Raw genomic sequence first — 19,785 nt, 5'->3', positions numbered from 1 at the left:
TTCACCCTGTTGCCGACCAATCAATCTGAGGCTCTGTCTGCGTGGATGGTGTGAAGGCTTCTACTGCAGCCCTTCACTCCCAATCCTCAGAGCTATTATTTAGATATCACATAGATCTAACTGTCGCAACGCTCCAGATCATAGCGTGTTCCTCAAGGTTTGCAGGTGGGCAACCTGACGGCAGAACTCGGCGCTGGACAAACGCTGGTTCGGAACCGGGCTCAGGGCCTGGCTGATGGCGCGGGTGGGCTGACGGGTCAGGCGTGACAGTGCCAGCCATTGTTCGGCAACGTTCAATCGATCAAAACCGGGATGGCGACGGCGCGCGCGACGCAACACGTCTTGTTGCAAGGCTTGCAGCAGCGCTTGCTGACCGTTGTGGCGCAGCAGGAAATCCGCGCTGGCACGCAGGTGTTCCTGCAATTGTCGGCGGCCGCTCGGCGCCGGTGCCTGAAGCGAGCCGTGGCGCACACCGACATGCCACAACCACAGGCCGATCAAGGCGAGCAGGGCGACGATGGCCTGCGGGAAGTAGCGCCAGAGCAAGGTCAGCAAACCGTCGTGTTCGCTGTTGTAGATCAGCGTGACGTCGGTGTCGGCGCTCAGGTACCAGAGCAGCCAGGCATTGTCGTATTGCGCGATGGTCTGGCTTTTCCACAGCTCGGCGTCAGTGACCACGGTGATCGAGCCGAGGCTGTAAGGCAGTTGCATCATGTGCGTGGCTTTGCCGCTGTTGGCCCAGGCTTGCGCGAGGTTTTTCGGGTCGTCGAGGTGGAAGTCCGTGTCGAACCCGGCATAGGCCGGCGCGTCTTCATCCTCCACATACAGCTTGGTTAATTTCGGGAAGGGGTCTTGCTCAAGGTCTTTGGGCGGATCCTTGAGATCCTTGCTCAGGGATTGATGCAGTTGAACGCGATCGAGCAACAGGTCGTTGCTCTGTCTGGTCTGTTCGTCCCATAACGATTCAGCGACAAACACCAGTCGCCCGCCGGCCCGCGTCCAGTTCAACACTTGCTCGACCTGACGTGGGGTCATGCGTGAACGGTCGTTGAACAGCAGCAGCGTGTGTCGGCGTGGGTCGATATCCGGCAGTACGGAAAGGCTTTCGGCATGACTGACTTTGAGGCCGCGCTCACGCAAAAACATTTCCGCCGCCAGATACGGCTTGGCTTGGGCAGCAGGGGACGGGCCGTGATCGACTTCTTCCTGATAAGGCTTGGCCTTGAGAAACAGAAACACGCTCAATGCGATCAGCAGTGCGACGAGCACTGCGCCGACCCACCACAGGGTACGGCGATTCAACGGGCAGCTCCGTGGCCAAACAAGGCGCGCCAGCCGTCGCACAATTCCTGTTGCAGATGCGCTGCCGGGATTCGATGCCCGTAGGCCATGCTCTGCCAGTGCACAGTGAGGTTGCGACTGAAGGCGAGCAACTCCGGTCGCTGCAGTTGTTCTACGCGCGCCAGCACCTGATTTTCGGTGTCGGCAGGTTTCAGCGTCAGATCGAAGTCATGCAGCAGATGGCTGAGCAGACCGCGATAGAGCAGGCTCAACGCCGCGCGCGGTTGGCTGAGCCAGAGTTGTTCGGCGCTGGCGGCGATGTCGTCGGGCAAGGTGTCGCGGTTCAAATCCAGACCGAACGCTTGCTGCGGCACCGCTCGTTTTGGCAGCGCTGGCAGTTTCGGCCGGCGACTGACGAAGGCCCGGAGAAACTCCCGGTAATGCCAGATCAGCCAACCGATCAAGGCAATCAGCACACCCCACAACAGCACCTCGATCAGCTTGGCCAGCCCATTGAAGTGTCGACCGTCGAGCCAGCCCAGCAGGGTTTTCAGCCATTGCGGTGCGTCGCCGGGTTTTGCGTCTTTGGCCGGCGCTGCCGGGTCTTCGCCAAAACGATAGCGGGTGACCGATTCCTTGTTCTTGAACGGCGGTTGTTCGAGCAAAGCCTTGATGCTGTCGTGGGAGGCCTGACTGGTCAGCGGCTGATTTAACAAGCGCGGTGCATCCGGACGGGTGTCGGGTTCAGCCGCCCAGACCGAGGGCACATTCGGCAGCACCAGACAGATCGCCAGCAACAGACCGAGCACGCCGTTGTTCAGGCGCTGGCGCAAACGCCGGAACACCAGTTCGATGTCCCACGCTTCGAGTTGCGTGCGGCGGTTCAGATACAGGCTGAATCCGCAGGCGACGTAGATCGGTTCCCACACCACCAGCACCAGCGCATAAAAAGCGTTGGTCAGGTGTTCGAGCCAGCGCCATTCGTGATCGGCCGAGAGAATCAGCGACTGCCAGTCCCAATCGGTTTCCACTTGCTGCGGCAGCAACAGATAGAACAGCACCATCAAGCCGATCCACAGCGCAGTCTCCAGATGCACGCCAATGATGGTCAGCCATTGCGCCGCGCCGGCGTTGCGCTGCAACAGCACTTGCAGGCGTTGTTGGCGAGCGTTGCCGTCGAGGCCTTCGAGTTGCACCACCGGCAGCAGAAAGCTGCGACTGAAGCTCAAGCGGCGCCAGGTCAGGCTGGCCAACAGTTGCGGTTTGAGCAGGCGCGGCCATTCGCGCAGCGCTTGTTTGAGGGTGGGCGTTTCGCCGAACAGCGCTTTGGACAGGATGTACAACGGCAGGCGTTCGTACGCCGGTTTCAGCCACCAGAAAATAAACACGGCCAGCGTCGGCGAATCCCAAAACACCAGGCTGAGCAGGGCGAACAGCGGCAAGGTGACGATGGCCCAACTGGTCATCAGCAAGCATCGATGTTGCTGGCACATGAGCACGCCCAGATCCATGGCTTCCCAAGTCGTGCGCGGGCGGATCACCACGGTGGCGTCACTCAGGCGCATGGCGTGTCCTTCCGGCGAACAGCAGGTAGCACGCGACCAACGTCCAGAGTCCGGCGCCGACCAGGTATTTGGTCAGCGGCGCGACACTGGTTTTCGATGACCAATAGGCCTCGATAAACGCCGCGATCAGCAGGAACAACATCACCCCGCAGACCAGCAACACGCTTTTGCGCGCCGCGCGTTTCAAGGCTTCGGCGCGGGTCAGGCGCGCGGGCGCGATCAACGCCCAGCCGAGTTCCAGACCGGCCGCGCCGGCGAGAGCAATCGCCGTTAGTTCGAAAGCGCCATGGGCGATGACGAACGACCAGAAGGTCTCGCCGAAACCGATCTCGGTCAGATGCCCGGCCACCGCGCCGATGACCAGGCCGTTGTAGAACAGAAAGAATGCGCTGCCCACGCCCATCAACAATCCGCTGGCGAAGGTCTGAAAGGCGATGCCGATGTTGTGCATCACGTAGTAGCCGAACATCACCCAGTCTTCACTGGCTGCGCGTTCGGCGGGGCGCCCGAGGTGGCCGGCGACCGGGTCATACATGCCTTGCATCTCGCGCACTTGATCGGCGGGAATCAGGTTGTAAACGAGGTCGGGAGACACATACACCAACAGCCCGACGCCGATCAGGCTGCCGAAAAACAGCAGCGCGGCGACCAGCACAAATGGCCATTCGTCGCGCACCAGTCGCGGGAAGTCGGCAAGGATAAAACTGAGCAGGTTGGCGCCAAGGCGACTGCGATGGCGGTACAGCTGTTGATGGCCGCGCAGCACTTGTTGCTGCAACGAGTCGATGAGAAAACTGCTGTAGCCGCGTTCCTGCGCCAACGCCAGATGCTGGCAAAGACGTCGATAGCTTCTCGGAAATCCGGCGATTTGCGAGGTGTCCTTGCCGCGTTCAAGGCGTTCGAGGGCCAGCGCAAAACGCTCCCATTCGGCCTTGTGGCGACTTTCGAAAAGGCTCTGCTTCATGTCGGGCCCAATAAACCGCGCGCGATGCCATTGAGTTCGGCAACGGCTTTGGGCGCGGAGATATGCAGCGGCTGGGCGAGCAGGGCGGCCAGTTCATTGACCCGCGCCGGTGACAGTTCGCCTTGACGTTCGGCAAAACCGAGCACTGCACGTTGTTCGCTGAGCGTCAGCGGCACGGGCGAGCGCCGGGGTTCGGCGTCAGGCAATCGCGGACGCGTCAGCGGGCGTTCGCTGTAAACCACCAGCGTGCCGGCAGCGATGTCGCCGAGGCGTTTGAAGGTCGGGTGTTGCAGGCAACTGAGGCTGCCGAGGAAGTAGCCGAACGGCAGCAGATCAACGAAGCGCAGCAGATTGCGCAACAACGAGGCCGACCAGCCGACCGGCGTGCCGTCGTCGTGTACCACGCGCAGGCCCATCCACTGTTTGCCCGGCGAGCGTCCCTGCCGCAGCACTTCGAACAGCACCATGTACCACCAACTGATCGCAAACAGCAGCAGCGAACCGAGGCCCATGCCGAGCTTGCCGAGAAACGCCAACGCGATAAACAGCACGCCCATGATCACACCGCGAATGCCCAGATCGATGGCGAACGCCACGGCCCGTACCATTAACCCGGCAGGGCGCAGGGGCAGGTCGATGCCTTCCGGCGTTTCGACCTGATGCCGCGTATCCAGCGGCGGGGCCAGCGGTGCTTTCCTTGGCGGTGCTGTGGGCTCGAGCATGGGCTACCTGATGTCGCCTGTTCTGAGTGCAAGTGCGTCCGATGCTAGCAGCCTCTCGGGGGGAAACGACATAACTATGTATGGCACAGCATGTGTCGCCAGGTGTTTGAATGTTTCAAGACTGGCCGCGACGGCGGTTGAGCGCCTAGACTTTGCCGATCTTCAGTTCAGGATCCGCCCGTGACTTCAATCTTCTGGTACGACTACGAAACCACTGGCATCAATCCGCGTAACGACCGCCCGCTGCAGGTCGCCGGGATTCGCACCGACCACGAGCTCAACGAAATCGACGAGCCGGTCAACCTTTACTGTCAGCCCAGCGAAGACATCCTGCCGCACCCGGCGGCGTGCGCAATCACCGGCATCACCCCCAGTCAGCTCGCCGAAAAAGGTTTGAGCGAAGCCGATTTCATGACCCGGGTTCACGCGCAATTGGCCGCGCCCGGTACGTGCGGCGCGGGTTACAACTCCTTGCGTTTCGACGACGAGATGACCCGTTACAGCCTGTATCGCAATTTCTTCGATCCCTACGCCCGCGAATGGCAGGGCGGCAACAGTCGCTGGGATTTGATCGACGTGGTGCGCGCCGCTTACGCCTTGCGCCCGGACGGTCTGGTGTGGCCGACCGATGACGAGGGCCGCGTCACCCTCAAGCTCGAACGCCTGACCGCCGCCAATAACATCGATCACGGCCATGCCCACGAAGCGTTGTCGGACGTGCGCGCGACCATTGCGCTGGCGAAACTGATCCGCGAGAAACAGCCCAAGCTCTATGACTGGCTGTTCCAGTTGCGCAGCAAACAGAAGGTGATGGATCAGATTCGCCTGTTGCAGCCGCTGGTGCACATCTCCGGACGCTTCTCGGCGGCGCGCAGTTATGTCGGCGTGGTTATGCCGCTGGCTTGGCACCCGAAAAACCGCAACGCGCTGATTGTTTGCGACCTGCACCTTGATCCACAGGGCTTGCTCGATCTCGACGCACAAACCCTGCGCCAGCGTCTGTACACGCGCCGTGAGGATTTGCTTGAGGGCGAATTGCCGGTGCCGCTGAAGATTATTCACATCAACCGTTGCCCGGTCGTCGCGCCGTTATCGGTACTGCGCGCCGACGATCAACAACGATTGGGTCTGAACATGGCGCTTTATCAGGAACGCGCGCTGCGGCTAACTGACGCACAACAAGTTTGGAAAGATAAAATTGCGGCTATTTATGCCAGCGAAGATTTCACCCCGAGTGAAGATCCGGAACAACAGTTGTACGACGGATTTATCGGTGATCGTGATCGGCGTCTGTGTGAGCAAGTGAGAAACGCGGATCCGGCACATTTGGCACAAGAGCAATGGCCGTTCGATGATGAACGTTTGCCTGAATTACTCTTTCGATATCGCGCACGTAACTTTGCCGATACGTTGAATTCTGAAGAACAGGCACGCTGGAAATTATTGTGTCAGCAACGTTTGTCGGCCCCGGAATTCGGCGCGCCGAATACCTTGAAATCTTTTAGCGAGGCGGCCGAGCAATGGTTGCTTAGTGCTACGCCAGAGCAGAGCGCAGTGCTCAATGAATGGCAGAGTTATGTCCAGGCATTGCGCAAACGTTTGGGTCTTTGAAATCGAACATGTTTGTTACTAAACGTCAGGCATAAAAAAACGCCAGCATTCGCTGGCGTTTCTTTTTTCGCGGATCGCTCTGCGAAGGCGTTGCGGCTTAGCCCAGCAGGGTAGCCCAGCCTTCAACCACGTCGCCGCCCCACTTGGCTTTCCACTCTTTCAGAGTTTTGTGGTTGCCACCTTTGGTTTCGATGACTTCGCCGTTGTGCGGGTTTTTGTATTGTTTAACTTTGCGAGCACGCTTGGTGCCGGTAGTTTTTACTGCGCCGCCGCGTGGTGCTTTGGTTTTCGACTCTGGGTCCAGCAGCGCGATGATGTCACGCAGCGACTTGGAGTATTCGCCCATCAGGGTGCGCAGTTTGCCTTCGAATTCCAGCTCGGTTTGCAGTTTGTCGTCTTGCGACAGGTTCTTCAAACGGGCTTGCAGCTCTTTGATAGCTTCTTCGGTGGCGCGATATTCGTTGATCAAGGACATGATTACTACCTTAGTAGAATGCTGAATGACAGGGGACAGTGGCGCAATAATAGTCAGGCTGTTTCATCAAGTAAACATTTAACCGGGGTTTTTATTTAAATTAGTTACGAGAAATAGCCGCAAATTGATTGTTCAGTTAAATAGTGTGAAGCCGTCAGCACAGATATTCACAAATGTCTGTTTAACAATGCCAGCAAAGCGCCATCCCTCTGGCGTTTGTTTCCGTCAAAAAAGTGTGGGTATCAGGCGCCGGCCATGCCAGCGCTCATCAATACTGCAGTTTTCCCGCGCAGTCGCTAGAATGGCGGCCTTTGCGAAGTTCTGGAGTCTTCCCCTCATGCGCACTTTTCGTCTGGTGATTTCTTGCCCGGACCGCGTTGGCATCGTTGCCAAAGTCAGTAATTTTCTGGCAGCCCACAATGGCTGGATCACCGAAGCGAGCCACCACTCGGATAATCAGGTGGGCTGGTTCTTCATGCGTCACGAAATTCGTGCCGATTCGCTGCCATTCGGTATTGAAGTATTGCGCGAGAAGTTTGCGCCGATCGCCGAAGAGTTCTCGATGGACTGGCGCATCACCGACACCGAGCAGAAGAAGCGCGTAGTGCTGATGGCCAGCCGCGAATCGCACTGCCTGGCGGACTTGCTGCACCGCTGGCACAGCGACGAGCTGGATTGCGAAATCTCCTGCGTGATTTCCAACCACGACGACCTGCGCAGCATGGTCGAGTGGCACGGCATCCCGTATTACCACGTCCCGGTCAATCCGCAGGACAAGCAACCGGCGTTCGACGAAGTGTCGCGTCTGGTCAAACAGCACGACGCTGAAGTAGTGGTGCTGGCGCGTTACATGCAAATCCTGCCGCCGGACATGTGCCGCGAATACGCGCACAAGGTGATCAACATTCACCACAGCTTCCTGCCGTCGTTCGTCGGTGCCAAGCCGTACCACCAGGCGTCGCTGCGCGGCGTGAAACTGATTGGCGCGACCTGCCACTACGTGACCGAAGAGCTGGACGCCGGCCCGATCATCGAGCAGGACGTGGTGCGTGTCAGCCACAGCGACAGCATCGAAGACATGGTGCGTTTCGGCCGTGACGTCGAGAAGATGGTGCTGGCTCGCGGCCTGCGCTATCACCTCGAAGATCGCGTGCTGGTGCACGGCAACAAGACTGTGGTGTTCTGATCGAACACACGCAGGCTTGAAAAACCAAGGGTCTGGGCGTTCAATCGCTCAGACCCTTTGTCGTTTAAGCCTCGAGGAAACTTACATGAGTGATCCACTGGACAAAGCCACGTCCAACGCACCGGCGACGTTGGGCGAAGGTTGTTTGAGTCGCTACGACCCCGAGGACATGACCCCGGAAGATGGCACCGAGTTTCCCGGTGCGGCCGAGTTGTGGGAACAGTTGCAAGAGTCCGACGATAAACAAAACGATGCCTGAAACGCGATCCCTGTAGGAGCTGCCGAAGGCTGCGATCTTTTTACGTCTGCGGCACTTTCATCAATTTGCGCAACAACGGCCGCCCCAACATCATCAAAAACACCGGCCCCCCCACCAGCAGATAAAAGTAATACGTCACCACCCGCCAAATCAGAATCGCCGCCGCTGCGGTGGATTTCCCCACCATCGGCGCCAACAGTGCCGCCGAAGTCAATTCCGCCGCCCCCGCGCCACCCGGCAATAAACTGAACTGCCCGGCCCCCAGCGAAAGTATCTGCACCAGAAAACTCCAGGCCCACTGCAAGTCTGCGCCCAACCCGCGCAACGCCAGATACAACACGCTGTAACGCAATAACCAATGCACACACGTCAGCGCGAACACCTTGATCAGGGTTTGCCAGGGCAACTTCAACGTGTCGGTAAACGCCGCGAGAAAGTGCAGCAACTTGCGCGCCCAGCGACGGCGAGTGCCCGGTTTAACGTTCATCCTCACCAATAAGCGGCCACTCAAACGAATCAACGCGCGGTGATAACGCGCAATCAACACGCAACTGAACAAGCCGCCAAACAACGAAATCGCGCTGACTGTCAGCAGCCATTCCAGGCGATCGCTCAGATGTTGAAACAACGCATAAATCAGAATTCCACTGAGGGCGCAGAGAAAGAACAGCAAATCGCTGAGTTGATCCATGGCAAACACCGCGCTACCACGGGCCGGACGCACGCCGCAGCGGGCGAGCAACGCCATGATGGTCAGCGGCCCACCGCTGCCACCGGGCGTGGCGCAATAAGCGAACTCGGCGGCCATTACCACGCCGAGGCTTTTCAGCGGCGTGATGCGGTCGCGCTGATCGCCGAGTAACAAGCGCAGGCGCAGGGTATTAATGCCCCAGCAGAGCAGGATCATGCCGAACATGATCAACAGCCATAACAGTGGAAAACTTTGCAGGCGCGCCCAGGTTTCGCCGCCACCGAGCACCACCGGGATCAACACCGCCGCGAGCAGGCCGATCAACAACAGAATGCCGCGACTCATGCAGCGGATCCCAGTTGACCGCGCTGTTGGGCGAGCCAGTGGATTTTGGTCATCGGTACGCGTCCTTCATTCAGTAGTCGCTGCAAGGTGTGCAGCCAGTAATCGCGGGAAAAACCGTGGCGCATGTCCACTGGGTGCAAGCCTAGCCGAATCACCGGCGCCTGGCGCCAACGCTGTTGCCGCTGCTCACTGACAATTTTCGATAAACCGCGACGCCAGGCGCTGCGGGCACTCCAGACCAGACCCGGCGCGTCGATGGCGGTGAAATCCGGCAATCGATAAAGATGCTGTGGATCACTGGTGTAGCTCAGCGGTAATTCACGCAGGGCTTGGCGGGTGCCGTCGCTCATCAACCACGCCGGGGCGACGAACCCGTGCAACGGCCAGTCGTGGCGCTGGAAGACTTCGATGCCATCGCGCAGACGGGCGAGGGCGGTTTCGCGGGACAAACGATAAAACTCGCCTTCGTGGGTGTAAACACGGCGCATGAACCAGTCGCGCGGGGTGGTCGGGCCTGGTTCATGGTCATCGTGGAAAAAACCGTGCAAGGCTAACTCATCGCCGCGGGCAACACGCTCATCGAGCAATCGACAAAACGCCGGATGCTCGTTGAGGGCGTTGCGCCGATGGAAATCGGGGACGACCAGCCAGGTCATCGGCACGCTGCCCAGTGCGTCGACGGCTTCGACAAACGGTTGGTAATCCGCCCACGTCGACGGTGCCACGTCATGCAGCACCAACAACACGGCGGGGCGATTCAGCGCCTCAGCCATTGGCCACCTTGGGCAGCGCATGGCCGAGGACGGCGTGATAGTGGCCGAGCAGACTGTCGACCACCGTGTCCCACGCGTAATGCTGTTCAACGTGCTGTCGCGCTTGCTCGCCCAATTTCACAGTGCCGCGACTGAACACTTCGCGCACGGCATTGGCCATCGCCTGTGGATTATTCGGTGCACAGAGCAAACCGCAGGATTCGTTGACGATTTCTTCAAACGCCCCGGCCGCCACCGCCACCACCGGAATGCCGCAGGCCATGGCTTCGAGAATCACCAGGCCGAAGGTTTCCTGATCGCCGGCATGGATCAGCGCATCGGCGCTGGCCATCAATTGTGCGACGCGCGGTGCCGGGCAGAATTCATTAATGACGCTGACATTGTCCGGCACCACGGCGGGCATCGACGAGCCGACCAGCAGCAAGTGATAGCGCGGGCCGAGGCGTTGCATGCATTTGAGCAGCACTGGCAGGTTTTTCTCTTTTGAACCGCGCCCGGCGTAGATCAGCAGGCGGGTGTCGTCGGCGATGCCCAGTTCTGCGCGCAGATTCGGGTCGCGGGCCTCGGGGTGAAAGGTTTGCAGATCGACGCCCAGCGGTTGCACGAAGACATTGCGCACGCCGAGGCCGGTGAGCTTGTCGGCCATCACCTGACTTGGCGCGAGCACGCGGTCGAAGTTGCCGTAAAGCTTGGTGACATACGCTTCGACATTCGGCGTAACCCAATGGCCCATGCGATTGCCGACCAGCAGCGGCAGATCCGAGTGATAAAAGCCGATCACCGGCACATCCAGTTGCCGTCGGGCATCCAGTGCGGCCCACGCGGTGAGGTAGGGATCGCCGACTTCGATCAGATCGGGCTGCAAATCCTGCAGGACGTTTCGCCACGGCGCGAGGCGCAGCGGGAAGCGATAGCCTTTACCGAAGGGCAGGGCGGGGGCGGGAACCGTGTAAACGCCGTCGTGTTCGCCGAAGCGGGCGCCGGGGATCAGCAGGCTGTGGCGAATGCCGGGTTTGATCCCCAAACGACGATGTTTGGCATCCAGATACGTGCGCACGCCACCGCTGGCCGGGGCGTAAAACATGGTGATGTCGGCGATGTGCACGGTGAACAACCCTCCGCTGCGTGGTACTCCCTTGGTTGACCTATGTGCGCAATGGATGGTTCGGTCGGAATCCGCGCTGAAGCGGCCCCTCACCCTAACCCTCTCCCGAGGGAGAGGGGACTGATTGGGGTGGATGTTGGAGATATGCCGACGTGAGAGACCTGAGTCGAGCTCAGGTTTTGAAAGGCTTGAAGATCTGCTCCCTTTCCCCTCGCCCCCTTGGGGGAGAGGGCTGGGGTGAGGGGGTAAAGCTCTTGATCTTAAATCCTGAAACTACCCACCAACTGCTTCAACCGCGAAGCCTGCTGTTCCAGATCGGAGCACGCCCGCAACGTCGCCTGCAGATTTTCCACCCCTTCCTGATTCAGCGTATTGATCTCGGTGATATCAACGTTGATCGACTCAACCACTGCCGTCTGCTCTTCCGTCGCCGTCGCCACTGACTGGTTCATCCCGTCGATCTCGCCAATCCGCAGGGTCACGCTGTTCAAACGTTCGCCGGCAAGGTTGGCAATCTCGACGCTGTCCTGACTGTGACGCTGACTTTCACTCATAGTGCTCACCGACTCCCGGGCGCCGACTTGCAACTCCTCGATCATCGTCTGCACCTGCTGCGCCGATTCCTGCGTGCGATGCGCGAGGTTGCGCACTTCATCCGCCACCACCGCAAAGCCACGCCCGGCCTCACCGGCACGCGCCGCTTCGATCGCGGCGTTGAGCGCCAGCAGGTTGGTTTGCTGGGAAATGCTGGTGATCACTTCAAGGATCTGGCCGATGTTCACGGTTTTGCTGTTCAGCGATTCGATATTGCTGCTCGACGCACTGAGCATGCTCGACAACTGATTCATTGCCTTGATGCTGCGATCCACCACTTGCTGGCCGTCTTCGGCGAGGCCACGCGCATCGCTGGCCTGGTTCGAAGCCTGCGCGGCATTGCGGGCGATTTCCTGAGCGGCGGCACCCAGTTGATTGATCGCTGCGGCGACGCTGCTGGTGCGCGAGGCTTGCTGATCGGAGTTGTACATCGACGAGTTCGACGCGGCGACCACGCGCAGCGCAACTTCGTTGACTTGCCCGGTGGCCGACGATACTTCGCGGATCGAGCCATGAATGCGCTCGACGAAACGGTTGAACGCGGTGCCCAACACACCAAATTCATCGTTATTGACGATGGTCAGGCGCTTGGTCAGGTCACCTTCGCCGTCGGCGATGTCTTCCATGGCGCGGGTCATCACGTGCAGCGGCTGGATCAGAATGCGGATCAGCATGCCGAGCAGGGCGAGGATGATTGCCACCGCGATCACCGTCGCAATCACCGCCGAGGTGCGGAATTCGCTGAGCATGGCGAACGCCTGATCTTTATCTACCGACAGACCGATGTACCAGTTCACCGACGGCAAACCTTTGATCGGCGCGAAAGTGACGATACGGGTTTTGCCGTCGACAGTGACTTCGCTGAAGTCGCCGCTGATGCGCGGGGTGTCCTGCGGGAAGGCGTCTTTCAGTGATTTCATCACCAAGGCCTTGTCCGGGTGCACGAGGATCTTGCCGTCGGCGCTGACCAAAAACACATAACCCATGCCGTCGAAATCTCGGGCGGCGAGGGTGTCGATGAGCGATTGCAGGCTCAGATCGCCGCCGACCACGCCGACGCTTTGGCCGGCCTTTTTCGAGGCGGTGGCGATGGAGATGATCAACTGCCCGGTGGCCGCATCGATGTACGGTTCGGTCAGGGTCGAGGTGCTGCTGCCTTCGGCACCTTTATACCAAGGGCGCACCCGTGGATCGAAACCCTCTGGCATCTTCGTGTCCGGGCGGATGGTGAAGTGGCCGGTGGCGTCGCCGAGGTAGGTGGCCATGAACGTCGAGGTCAGGGTTTTCTGTTCCAGCAGGCTGGCGACGTTGGCGGGCTCGGGGTTGATAGAGATGTTCTGGGCGGCGTTCTCGATCAGCAAAATGCGACCGTTGAGCCAGGTTTGAATGTTTCCGGCAGTGACTTCGCCCATCTCGTTGAGATAGTTGTTCAGGTCATCGCGGATCGCGTTGCGCTGCAACCAGTCGTTGTACAGCGTAAACGAGGCGAAAGCGGCGATGACGATGAGGGCGGCGGCAAGCAAAATTTTATGGCTGAAGCGCAGATTTTTGTTCATGGCTTGGGGTTCCGCTAAGGTCTTAATGTCCTGGGCGTGCTTTTATAAAGGCGCGCACTATGGGCAAGGGTGAGTACACGTGAATATTTCCGTCTCTCCTTAGGGAAATGTCCTACCGACTTTTCAGCCAGGTTCACGTTTTATCTATCGGCCAAAGCGAATCAAAGATTAACCATGGGTGACAAAATGCCTGACTCATCGCAACTCGTAATCGGCGCCGATCTCACGGGGCAACCGATTGGCCAGGCCATGCGCCTGGCGAACCGTCACGGGCTGATCGCCGGCGCGACCGGTACCGGTAAAACCGTGACCTTGCAGCGTCTGGCTGAAGCGTTCAGTGATGCCGGCGTGGCGGTGTTCGCCGCCGACATCAAGGGCGATCTGTGCGGCCTCGGTGCCGCCGCCAACCCGAAGGGCAAGATCGCCGAACGCATCGCCGGCATGCCGTGGCTCAACTACACGCCGCAGGCTTACCCGGTGACCTTGTGGGATATCCACGGTGAGTCCGGTCATCCACTGCGCACCACGTTGAGTGAAATGGGCCCGCTGCTGATCGGCAGCCTGCTGGAACTCACCGACAGTCAGCAGTCGGCGCTGTACGCGGCGTTCAAGGTCGCTGACCGCGAAGGGTTGTTGTTGCTGGATCTGAAAGATCTGAAAGCGCTGCTAAATCACCTCAAGGAAAATCCGCAGCTGTTGGGCGAAGACGCCGCGCTGATGACCACCGGTTCCAGTCAGGCGCTGTTGCGCCGTTTGGCGACCCTCGAGCAGCAGGGCGCGGAAGCTTTGTTCGGCGAGCCGGCGCTGCAACTCGAAGACATCCTGCAACCGGCCGCCGATGGCCGAGGGCGTATTCATTTGCTCGACGCCAGTCGTCTGGTGCATGAAGCGCCGAAGGTTTACGCGACGTTCCTGCTGTGGCTGTTGGCCGAACTGTTCGAGCAGTTGCCAGAGCGCGGCGACGCCGACAAACCGCTGCTGGCGCTGTTTTTCGATGAGGCGCATTTGTTGTTTGGCGATACGCCGAAGGCTTTGCAGGAGCGGCTGGAGCAGGTGGTGCGCTTGATCCGTTCGAAAGGCGTGGGTGTGTATTTCGTCACGCAGTCGCCGGCAGACTTGCCGGATGACGTGTTGGCGCAGCTCGGTTTGCGCATCCAGCACGGTCTGCGCGCGTTCACTGCCAAGGAACAGAAATCCCTACGCGCGGTGGCGGACGGCTTCCGGCCGAATCCGGCGTTCGATACGTTGTCGGTGCTGACGGAGCTGGGGATCGGCGAGGCGCTGGTCGGCACGCTGGCGGAGAAGGGCACGCCGGAAATGGTGCAGCGCGTGCTGGTGGCGCCGCCGCAATCGCGGATCGGGCCGTTGACTGAGACCGAACGCACCACGCTGATCGCCGGCTCGCCGTTCAAAGGCCGCTATGACAAGCCGATTGATCGCGAGTCGGCGTATGAAATCCTGATGGGTCGCAAAGGCCTGGCGCCGGAGGCTGAGACACCTGCCGGAAAACCCGTAGCGGAAGAGCCAAGCCTCGCCGACAGAGCCGGTGAATTCCTCGGCACCGCCGCCGGGCAAGCACTGAAATCCGCCATGCGCCAAGCCGCGAACAACCTCGGCAAACAATTGGTACGCGGCCTGATGGGCTCTTTATTAGGCGGCAGCAAACGCCGCTGATCCTGCTTTTGTAGGAGCAGAGCTTGCTCGCGAAGGCGTCATGTCAGACACAACATAGGTTGAATGACACACCGCTTTCGCGAGCAAGCTCAGCTCCTACAAAGGGCGGTGTCAGGACTTGTCTTTAGCGTGCGCCGCCAGCCGCTCCAGTGCCGCACGCAGGCCCGGATCACTGATCCCGTCCGCTGTCGCCTGAATCGTCGCCGCGGCATCCGTCGACAAATCCATGGTATTGCCCACCACCGCCCGCTGAATCGTCGGCGGCTGCACCTTGAACAAAATCCGCGTCAAACTGGCGAACTCATCAAACATCTGCAACTGGCGCTGCAAACGCTTTTGCTGATAACGCAGACGCGTGGCCCAATGACCATCGGTGACAATCAGCAACAAACTGCCTTCACGCCACGACGCCACATGGCAATGCTCGCGGGCGGCGGGTTGCAGTTGGCTTTCGAGCAGGCGTTGCAAATGCCCCAGTCGTTGGGCATGGCCGAGGATGGCCTTGAGCGGTTTGGCTTCGCGAAGCAGAACGGCGGGTGCTCTGGCCGTAAGAGGGCGAAATGCCATGATCGAACACCTGAAGTAACAGAAACGCCATGGTAGCAGAAAGCGGACTTTTCACTCGCCCATTGCAATTGCCCCTGCTTTACCCATTAAATCAACGACTAACTTCTTTTCCGTACGACTTGAAGTTGAGCAAAACGCCCCTATTTTAAGTGAGCCCCGTCAAAGCGCAGTGCCAGCATCGTGGAACATCGCCACTTTCCTCACCACCGTTTCCGGGTAGAATGCTCGTTCGCATGCGGCCATGAGGGCTGCTCGGGCGACTCACGGGGCCGCCCTCCATCCCTTTAGTGTGGAAGATCCTGCCGATATGTTTGCGCCTTTGTTAAAGAAACTTTTTGGAAGCAAGAACGAGCGTGAAGTCAAACGCATGCTCAAGACGGTGCAGCTCGTCAATGCCTTCGAAGAGCAAATGGTGGCCCTTTCGGACGATCAATTGCGCGCCAAGACCGACGAGTTCAAGGCCCGCATCGCCAAAGGGGAAACCCTCGACAAACTGCTGCCAGAAGCCTTTGCGGTCGCCCGTGAAGCCGGTAAGCGTGTCATGGGTATGCGTCACTTCGATGTCCAGCTGATCGGCGGCATGACCTTGCATGAAGGTCAGATCGCAGAAATGCGTACCGGTGAAGGCAAGACCCTGGTGGCAACACTGGGCGTTTACCTCAACGCACTGTCCGGCAAGGGCGTGCACGTTGTGACGGTGAACGACTACCTGGCCCGCCGTGACGCCAACTGGATGCGTCCTCTGTATGAATTCCTCGGCCTGACCGTCGGCGTCGTGACGCCGTTCCAGCCGCCGGAAGAGAAGCGTATCGCCTACGCCGCCGACATCACCTACGGCACCAACAACGAATTCGGTTTCGACTACCTGCGCGACAACATGGCGTTCAGCATGGAAGAAAAATTCCAGCGCGAACTCAATTTTGCCGTGATCGACGAAGTCGACTCCATCCTCATCGACGAAGCGCGTACCCCGCTGATCATTTCCGGTCAGGCCGAGGACAGCTCCAAGCTGTACATGGAGATCAATAAACTGATCCCGCAACTGGAACTGCACGTCGAAGAAGTTGAAGGCGAAGTCACCAAGGCTGGCCACTACACCGTTGACGAGAAGACCCGTCAGGTCGAACTCAACGAAGCCGGTCACCAGTACATCGAAGACATGCTTACCGGCGTCGGCCTGCTGGCTGAAGGCGAGAGCCTGTACTCGGCACATAACCTGGGCCTGCTGACCCACGTCTATGCCGGTCTGCGTGCGCACAAACTGTTCAACCGCAACATCGAATACATCGTGCAGGACGGCCAGGTCGTACTGGTCGACGAACACACCGGCCGTACCATGCCGGGTCGCCGTCTGTCCGAAGGTCTGCACCAGGCCATCGAAGCCAAAGAAGGTCTGAACATTCAGGCCGAGAGCCAGACCCTGGCCTCGACCACGTTCCAGAACTACTTCCGTCTGTACACCAAGCTGTCCGGCATGACCGGTACTGCTGACACCGAAGCGTTCGAATTCCATCAGATCTACGGTCTGTCGGTCATGGTCATTCCGCCGAACAAGCCGCTGGCGCGTAAGGACTACAACGACCTGGTGTTCCTGACGGCCGAAGAGAAATACACGGCAATCGTTGCAGACATCAAAGAAAGCATGGCTGCCGGTCGTCCGGTGCTGGTGGGTACTGCCACCATCGAAACCTCCGAGCACATGTCTGCACTGCTCGAGAAGGAAGGCATCGAACACAAGGTTCTCAACGCCAAGTTCCACGAAAAAGAAGCTGAAATCATTGCGCAGGCCGGTCGTCCGGGCGCGCTGACCATCGCCACCAACATGGCCGGTCGTGGTACCGACATTCTGTTGGGCGGCAACTGGGAAGTGGAAGTCGCTTCGCTGGAAGACCCGACCCCTGAGCAAATTGCCCAGATCAAGGCCGACTGGCAGAAGCGTCACCAGCAAGTGCTGGAATCCGGTGGTCTGCAGGTGATTGCTTCCGAGCGTCACGAATCGCGCCGTATCGACAACCAGTTGCGTGGTCGTGCCGGTCGTCAGGGTGATGCCGGTTCCAGCCGCTTCTACCTGTCGCTGGAAGACAGCCTGATGCGTATCTTCGCCTCTGACCGGGTGAAGAACTTCATGAAAGCCCTGGGCATGCAGCCGGGCGAAGCGATCGAGCACCGCATGGTGACCAACGCGATCGAGAAGGCGCAGCGCAAGGTTGAAGGCCGTAACTTCGACATTCGTAAACAACTGCTCGAGTTCGACGACGTCAACAACGAACAGCGTAAAGTGATTTATCACATGCGTAACACGTTGCTGGCCGCTGACAACATCGGTGAAACCATCGCCGACTTCCGTCAGGACGTGCTCAACGCCACCGTCAGCGCACACATTCCGCCGCAATCGCTGCCGGAACAGTGGGACGTTGCCGGTCTGGAAGCGTCGATTGCCAGCGATTTCGGCGTAACACTGCCGATTCAGCAGTGGCTCGACGAAGACGATCACCTGTACGAAGAAACCCTGCGCGAGAAGCTCATGACCGAGCTGATGGCGGCGTACAACGAGAAAGAAGATCAGGCCGGTGCCGATGCACTGCGCTCCTTCGAGAAGCAAATCGTTCTGCGCGTGCTGGATGACCTGTGGAAAGACCACCTGTCGACCATGGATCACCTGCGTCACGGTATCCACCTGCGTGGCTACGCCCAGAAGAACCCGAAGCAAGAGTACAAGCGCGAGTCGTTCACGCTGTTCTCCGAACTGCTCGATTCGATCAAGCGCGACTCGATCCGTGTGCTCTCGCACGTTCAGGTTCGCCGCGAAGATCCGGAAGCCGAAGAGCAACGTCTGCGTCAGGAAGCCGAAGCACTGGCCGCCCGCATGCAGTTCGAACACGCTGAAGCGCCAGGTCTTGAGCAACCGGAACTGCTCGGTGAAGAGGTCGATGTGGCCCTCGCCGCCGCCCCGGTTCGCAACGAACAGAAGCTGGGCCGCAACGAACTGTGCTACTGCGGTTCGGGCAAGAAATTCAAGCATTGCCACGGGCAGATCCAGTAAAACCCGTTATCACTGCTGAAATACCCGCGCCGCGACCGGCTTATGCCGTCGCGGCGTTTTGCCATTTAAACCACCGTCGCTGCGCGTGGCGGTGCTGACATCATTGAGTAAGGAGCGCATTCATGGCTGTTGGTCTTGGTCCTTTGCCAACGTTGCACCCGGTTGCCGGTTTTGAACTCGGTATCGCCTCGGCCGGCATCAAGCGCCCTGGGCGCAAAGATGTCGTTGTGATGCGCTGCGCCGAAGGTTCGACCGTGGCCGGCGTGTTCACGTTGAACGCCTTTTGTGCCGCGCCGGTGATTCTGGCGAAGCAACGCGTACAGAACGCCGTGCGTTATCTGCTGACCAACACCGGCAACGCCAACGCGGGCACCGGCGAGCCGGGCCTGGCCGCTGCCGAGCGCACCACCGCCAGATTGGCTGAGCTGACCGGCGTCGATGCCAGCCAGATTCTGCCGTACTCCACCGGTGTGATCGGCGAGCCGCTGCCCGTCGAGAAGATCGAAGGTGCGCTGCAAGCTGCGCTGGACGATCTCTCGGAAAACAACTGGGAAGCCGCTGCCACCGGCATCATGACCACTGACACCTTGCCAAAAGGTGCCAGCCGTCAGTTCCAGCATGACGGCGTGACCATCACCGTTACCGGCATCAGCAAAGGCGCGGGCATGATCCGTCCGAACATGGCGACCATGCTCGGCTACATCGCCACCGACGCCAAAGTCTCCCGCGACGTGCTGCACAACCTCATGCTCGACGGCGCCAACAAATCGTTCAACCGCATCACCATCGACGGCGACACCTCGACCAACGACTGCTGCATGCTGATCGCTACCGGCAAGGCTGCACTGCCGGAAATCACCCGTGCCGAAGGCGAGCTGTTCGCCAAGTTGAAGCAAGCGGTGTTCGAAGTGTGCATGGACGTGGCCCAAGCCATCGTGCGTGACGGCGAAGGCGCGACCAAGTTTGTCACTGTTGAAGTGAATGGCGGCGGCAATCATCAGGAATGCCTGGACGTTGGCTACACCGTGGCGCACTCGCCGCTGATCAAGACCGCACTGTTCGCCTCCGACCCGAACTGGGGCCGTATTCTGGCGGCCGTCGGTCGTGCCGGCGTGCCGGATCTGGACGTGAGCAAGATCGACGTGTTCCTCGGTGACGTGTGCATCGCCAGCCGTGGCGCGCGCGCGGCGACCTACACTGAGGCGCAAGGCTCGGCAGTGATGCAACAGGAAGAAATCACCATCCGCATCGAACTGGGTCGCGGCGAATGCAGCGAAACCATCTGGACCACCGACCTGTCGCATGAGTATGTGAAGATCAACGCTGAATACCGCACTTGATCTAAAGAGTAGGAGCGGGCTGCCGGCCTCATCG

At 59.5% G+C, this 19,785-nt stretch carries 16 protein-coding genes and 1 pseudogene; 6 read left to right on the top strand and 11 right to left on the bottom strand.

The features are described 5' to 3' along the window. Positions 1-138: 138 nt before the first annotated feature. The 4 genes from AD669_RS20650 to AD669_RS20635 are packed head-to-tail and all read right to left on the bottom strand — an operon-like array spanning position 139 to position 4,532. A complete protein-coding gene (locus tag AD669_RS20650) occupies positions 139-1,302 on the bottom strand; it encodes a DUF4350 domain-containing protein (RefSeq protein WP_053123129.1) in 1,164 nt (387 codons plus the stop codon). Beyond that, positions 1,299-2,846, bottom strand: coding sequence for a DUF4129 domain-containing protein (locus tag AD669_RS20645; RefSeq protein WP_053123127.1), 1,548 nt, complete (start codon positions 2,844-2,846; stop codon positions 1,299-1,301). Before AD669_RS20645 ends, AD669_RS20650 begins: the two co-directional genes overlap by 4 nt. Beyond that, entirely contained in the window at positions 2,833-3,810 is a 978-nt protein-coding gene (locus tag AD669_RS20640) for a stage II sporulation protein M (protein WP_053123317.1), read from the bottom strand. The genes AD669_RS20645 and AD669_RS20640 overlap by 14 nt, the downstream gene beginning before the upstream one ends. Beyond that, entirely contained in the window at positions 3,807-4,532 is a 726-nt protein-coding gene (locus tag AD669_RS20635) for an RDD family protein (protein ID WP_053123124.1), read from the bottom strand. Before AD669_RS20635 ends, AD669_RS20640 begins: the two co-directional genes overlap by 4 nt. Positions 4,533-4,712: 180 nt before the next feature. Between AD669_RS20635 and sbcB the strand changes: the two genes are divergently transcribed. After that, positions 4,713-6,143: an exodeoxyribonuclease I gene (gene sbcB / locus AD669_RS20630; protein WP_053123122.1), complete on the top strand. Its 1,431-nt coding sequence runs from the start codon at positions 4,713-4,715 to the stop codon at positions 6,141-6,143. Positions 6,144-6,240: 97 nt separating this feature from the next. On the opposite strand, the gene mvaT is transcribed toward sbcB, so the two are convergent. Further along, entirely contained in the window at positions 6,241-6,618 is a 378-nt protein-coding gene (mvaT, locus tag AD669_RS20625; protein ID WP_007933316.1) for a histone-like nucleoid-structuring protein MvaT, read from the bottom strand. Positions 6,619-6,955: 337 nt separating this feature from the next. On the opposite strand from mvaT, the gene purU reads away from it, so the two are divergent. Together purU and AD669_RS28635 are read left to right on the top strand one after the other, a co-directional pair. After that, positions 6,956-7,804, top strand: coding sequence for a formyltetrahydrofolate deformylase (gene purU, locus AD669_RS20620; protein ID WP_007912774.1), 849 nt, complete (start codon positions 6,956-6,958; stop codon positions 7,802-7,804). 85 nt (positions 7,805-7,889) lie between these two features. Beyond that, entirely contained in the window at positions 7,890-8,063 is a 174-nt protein-coding gene (locus AD669_RS28635) for a hypothetical protein (protein ID WP_172680144.1), read from the top strand. 40 nt (positions 8,064-8,103) lie between these two features. Here AD669_RS28635 and AD669_RS20615 read toward each other — a convergent pair whose 3' ends face one another. From AD669_RS20615 to AD669_RS29075, 5 genes and pseudogenes are all read right to left on the bottom strand, one after another. After that, positions 8,104-9,099: a lysylphosphatidylglycerol synthase transmembrane domain-containing protein gene (locus tag AD669_RS20615; RefSeq protein ID WP_053123120.1), complete on the bottom strand. Its 996-nt coding sequence runs from the start codon at positions 9,097-9,099 to the stop codon at positions 8,104-8,106. After that, on the bottom strand, positions 9,096-9,872 hold the full coding sequence (locus AD669_RS20610; protein WP_053123118.1) for a DUF2334 domain-containing protein: 777 nt from the start codon (positions 9,870-9,872) through the stop codon (positions 9,096-9,098). The genes AD669_RS20615 and AD669_RS20610 overlap by 4 nt, the downstream gene beginning before the upstream one ends. Beyond that, the gene (locus tag AD669_RS20605; RefSeq protein WP_172680150.1) at positions 9,865-10,956 is read right to left on the bottom strand and encodes a glycosyltransferase family 1 protein; all 1,092 of its coding nucleotides are present in this window, start codon (positions 10,954-10,956) and stop codon (positions 9,865-9,867) included. Before AD669_RS20605 ends, AD669_RS20610 begins: the two co-directional genes overlap by 8 nt. A 281-nt stretch (positions 10,957-11,237) precedes the next feature. After that, the gene (locus AD669_RS29080) at positions 11,238-12,002 is read right to left on the bottom strand and encodes a methyl-accepting chemotaxis protein (protein ID WP_371262383.1); all 765 of its coding nucleotides are present in this window, start codon (positions 12,000-12,002) and stop codon (positions 11,238-11,240) included. Positions 12,003-12,095: 93 nt separating this feature from the next. Further along, a pseudogene (locus tag AD669_RS29075) lies at positions 12,096-13,127 on the bottom strand (cache domain-containing protein); the annotation flags it as partial. Between the two features lie 186 nt (positions 13,128-13,313). Here AD669_RS29075 and AD669_RS20595 point away from each other — a divergent pair. Further along, the gene (locus AD669_RS20595; protein WP_053123312.1) at positions 13,314-14,801 is read left to right on the top strand and encodes a helicase HerA-like domain-containing protein; all 1,488 of its coding nucleotides are present in this window, start codon (positions 13,314-13,316) and stop codon (positions 14,799-14,801) included. Positions 14,802-14,912: 111 nt separating this feature from the next. On the opposite strand, the gene AD669_RS20590 is transcribed toward AD669_RS20595, so the two are convergent. Further along, positions 14,913-15,368, bottom strand: a complete 456-nt coding sequence (locus tag AD669_RS20590) for a DUF721 domain-containing protein (protein ID WP_053123114.1) — start codon at positions 15,366-15,368, stop codon at positions 14,913-14,915. 307 nt (positions 15,369-15,675) lie between these two features. Between AD669_RS20590 and secA the strand changes: the two genes are divergently transcribed. Together secA and argJ are read left to right on the top strand one after the other, a co-directional pair. Beyond that, the gene (gene secA / locus AD669_RS20585) at positions 15,676-18,411 is read left to right on the top strand and encodes a preprotein translocase subunit SecA (RefSeq protein ID WP_053123112.1); all 2,736 of its coding nucleotides are present in this window, start codon (positions 15,676-15,678) and stop codon (positions 18,409-18,411) included. A 122-nt stretch (positions 18,412-18,533) separates the two neighbouring features. Continuing rightward, a complete protein-coding gene (gene argJ, locus AD669_RS20580) occupies positions 18,534-19,751 on the top strand; it encodes a bifunctional glutamate N-acetyltransferase/amino-acid acetyltransferase ArgJ (protein ID WP_053123110.1) in 1,218 nt (405 codons plus the stop codon). Positions 19,752-19,785 lie beyond the last annotated feature (34 nt).

The sequence above is a fragment of the Pseudomonas sp. P1.31 genome (assembly GCF_001269815.1).
Classification (GTDB): domain Bacteria; phylum Pseudomonadota; class Gammaproteobacteria; order Pseudomonadales; family Pseudomonadaceae; genus Aquipseudomonas; species Aquipseudomonas rustica.
The sequence above is the reverse complement of the archived record's forward strand: the minus strand, read 5'-3'. Positions and strand labels throughout refer to the sequence as shown.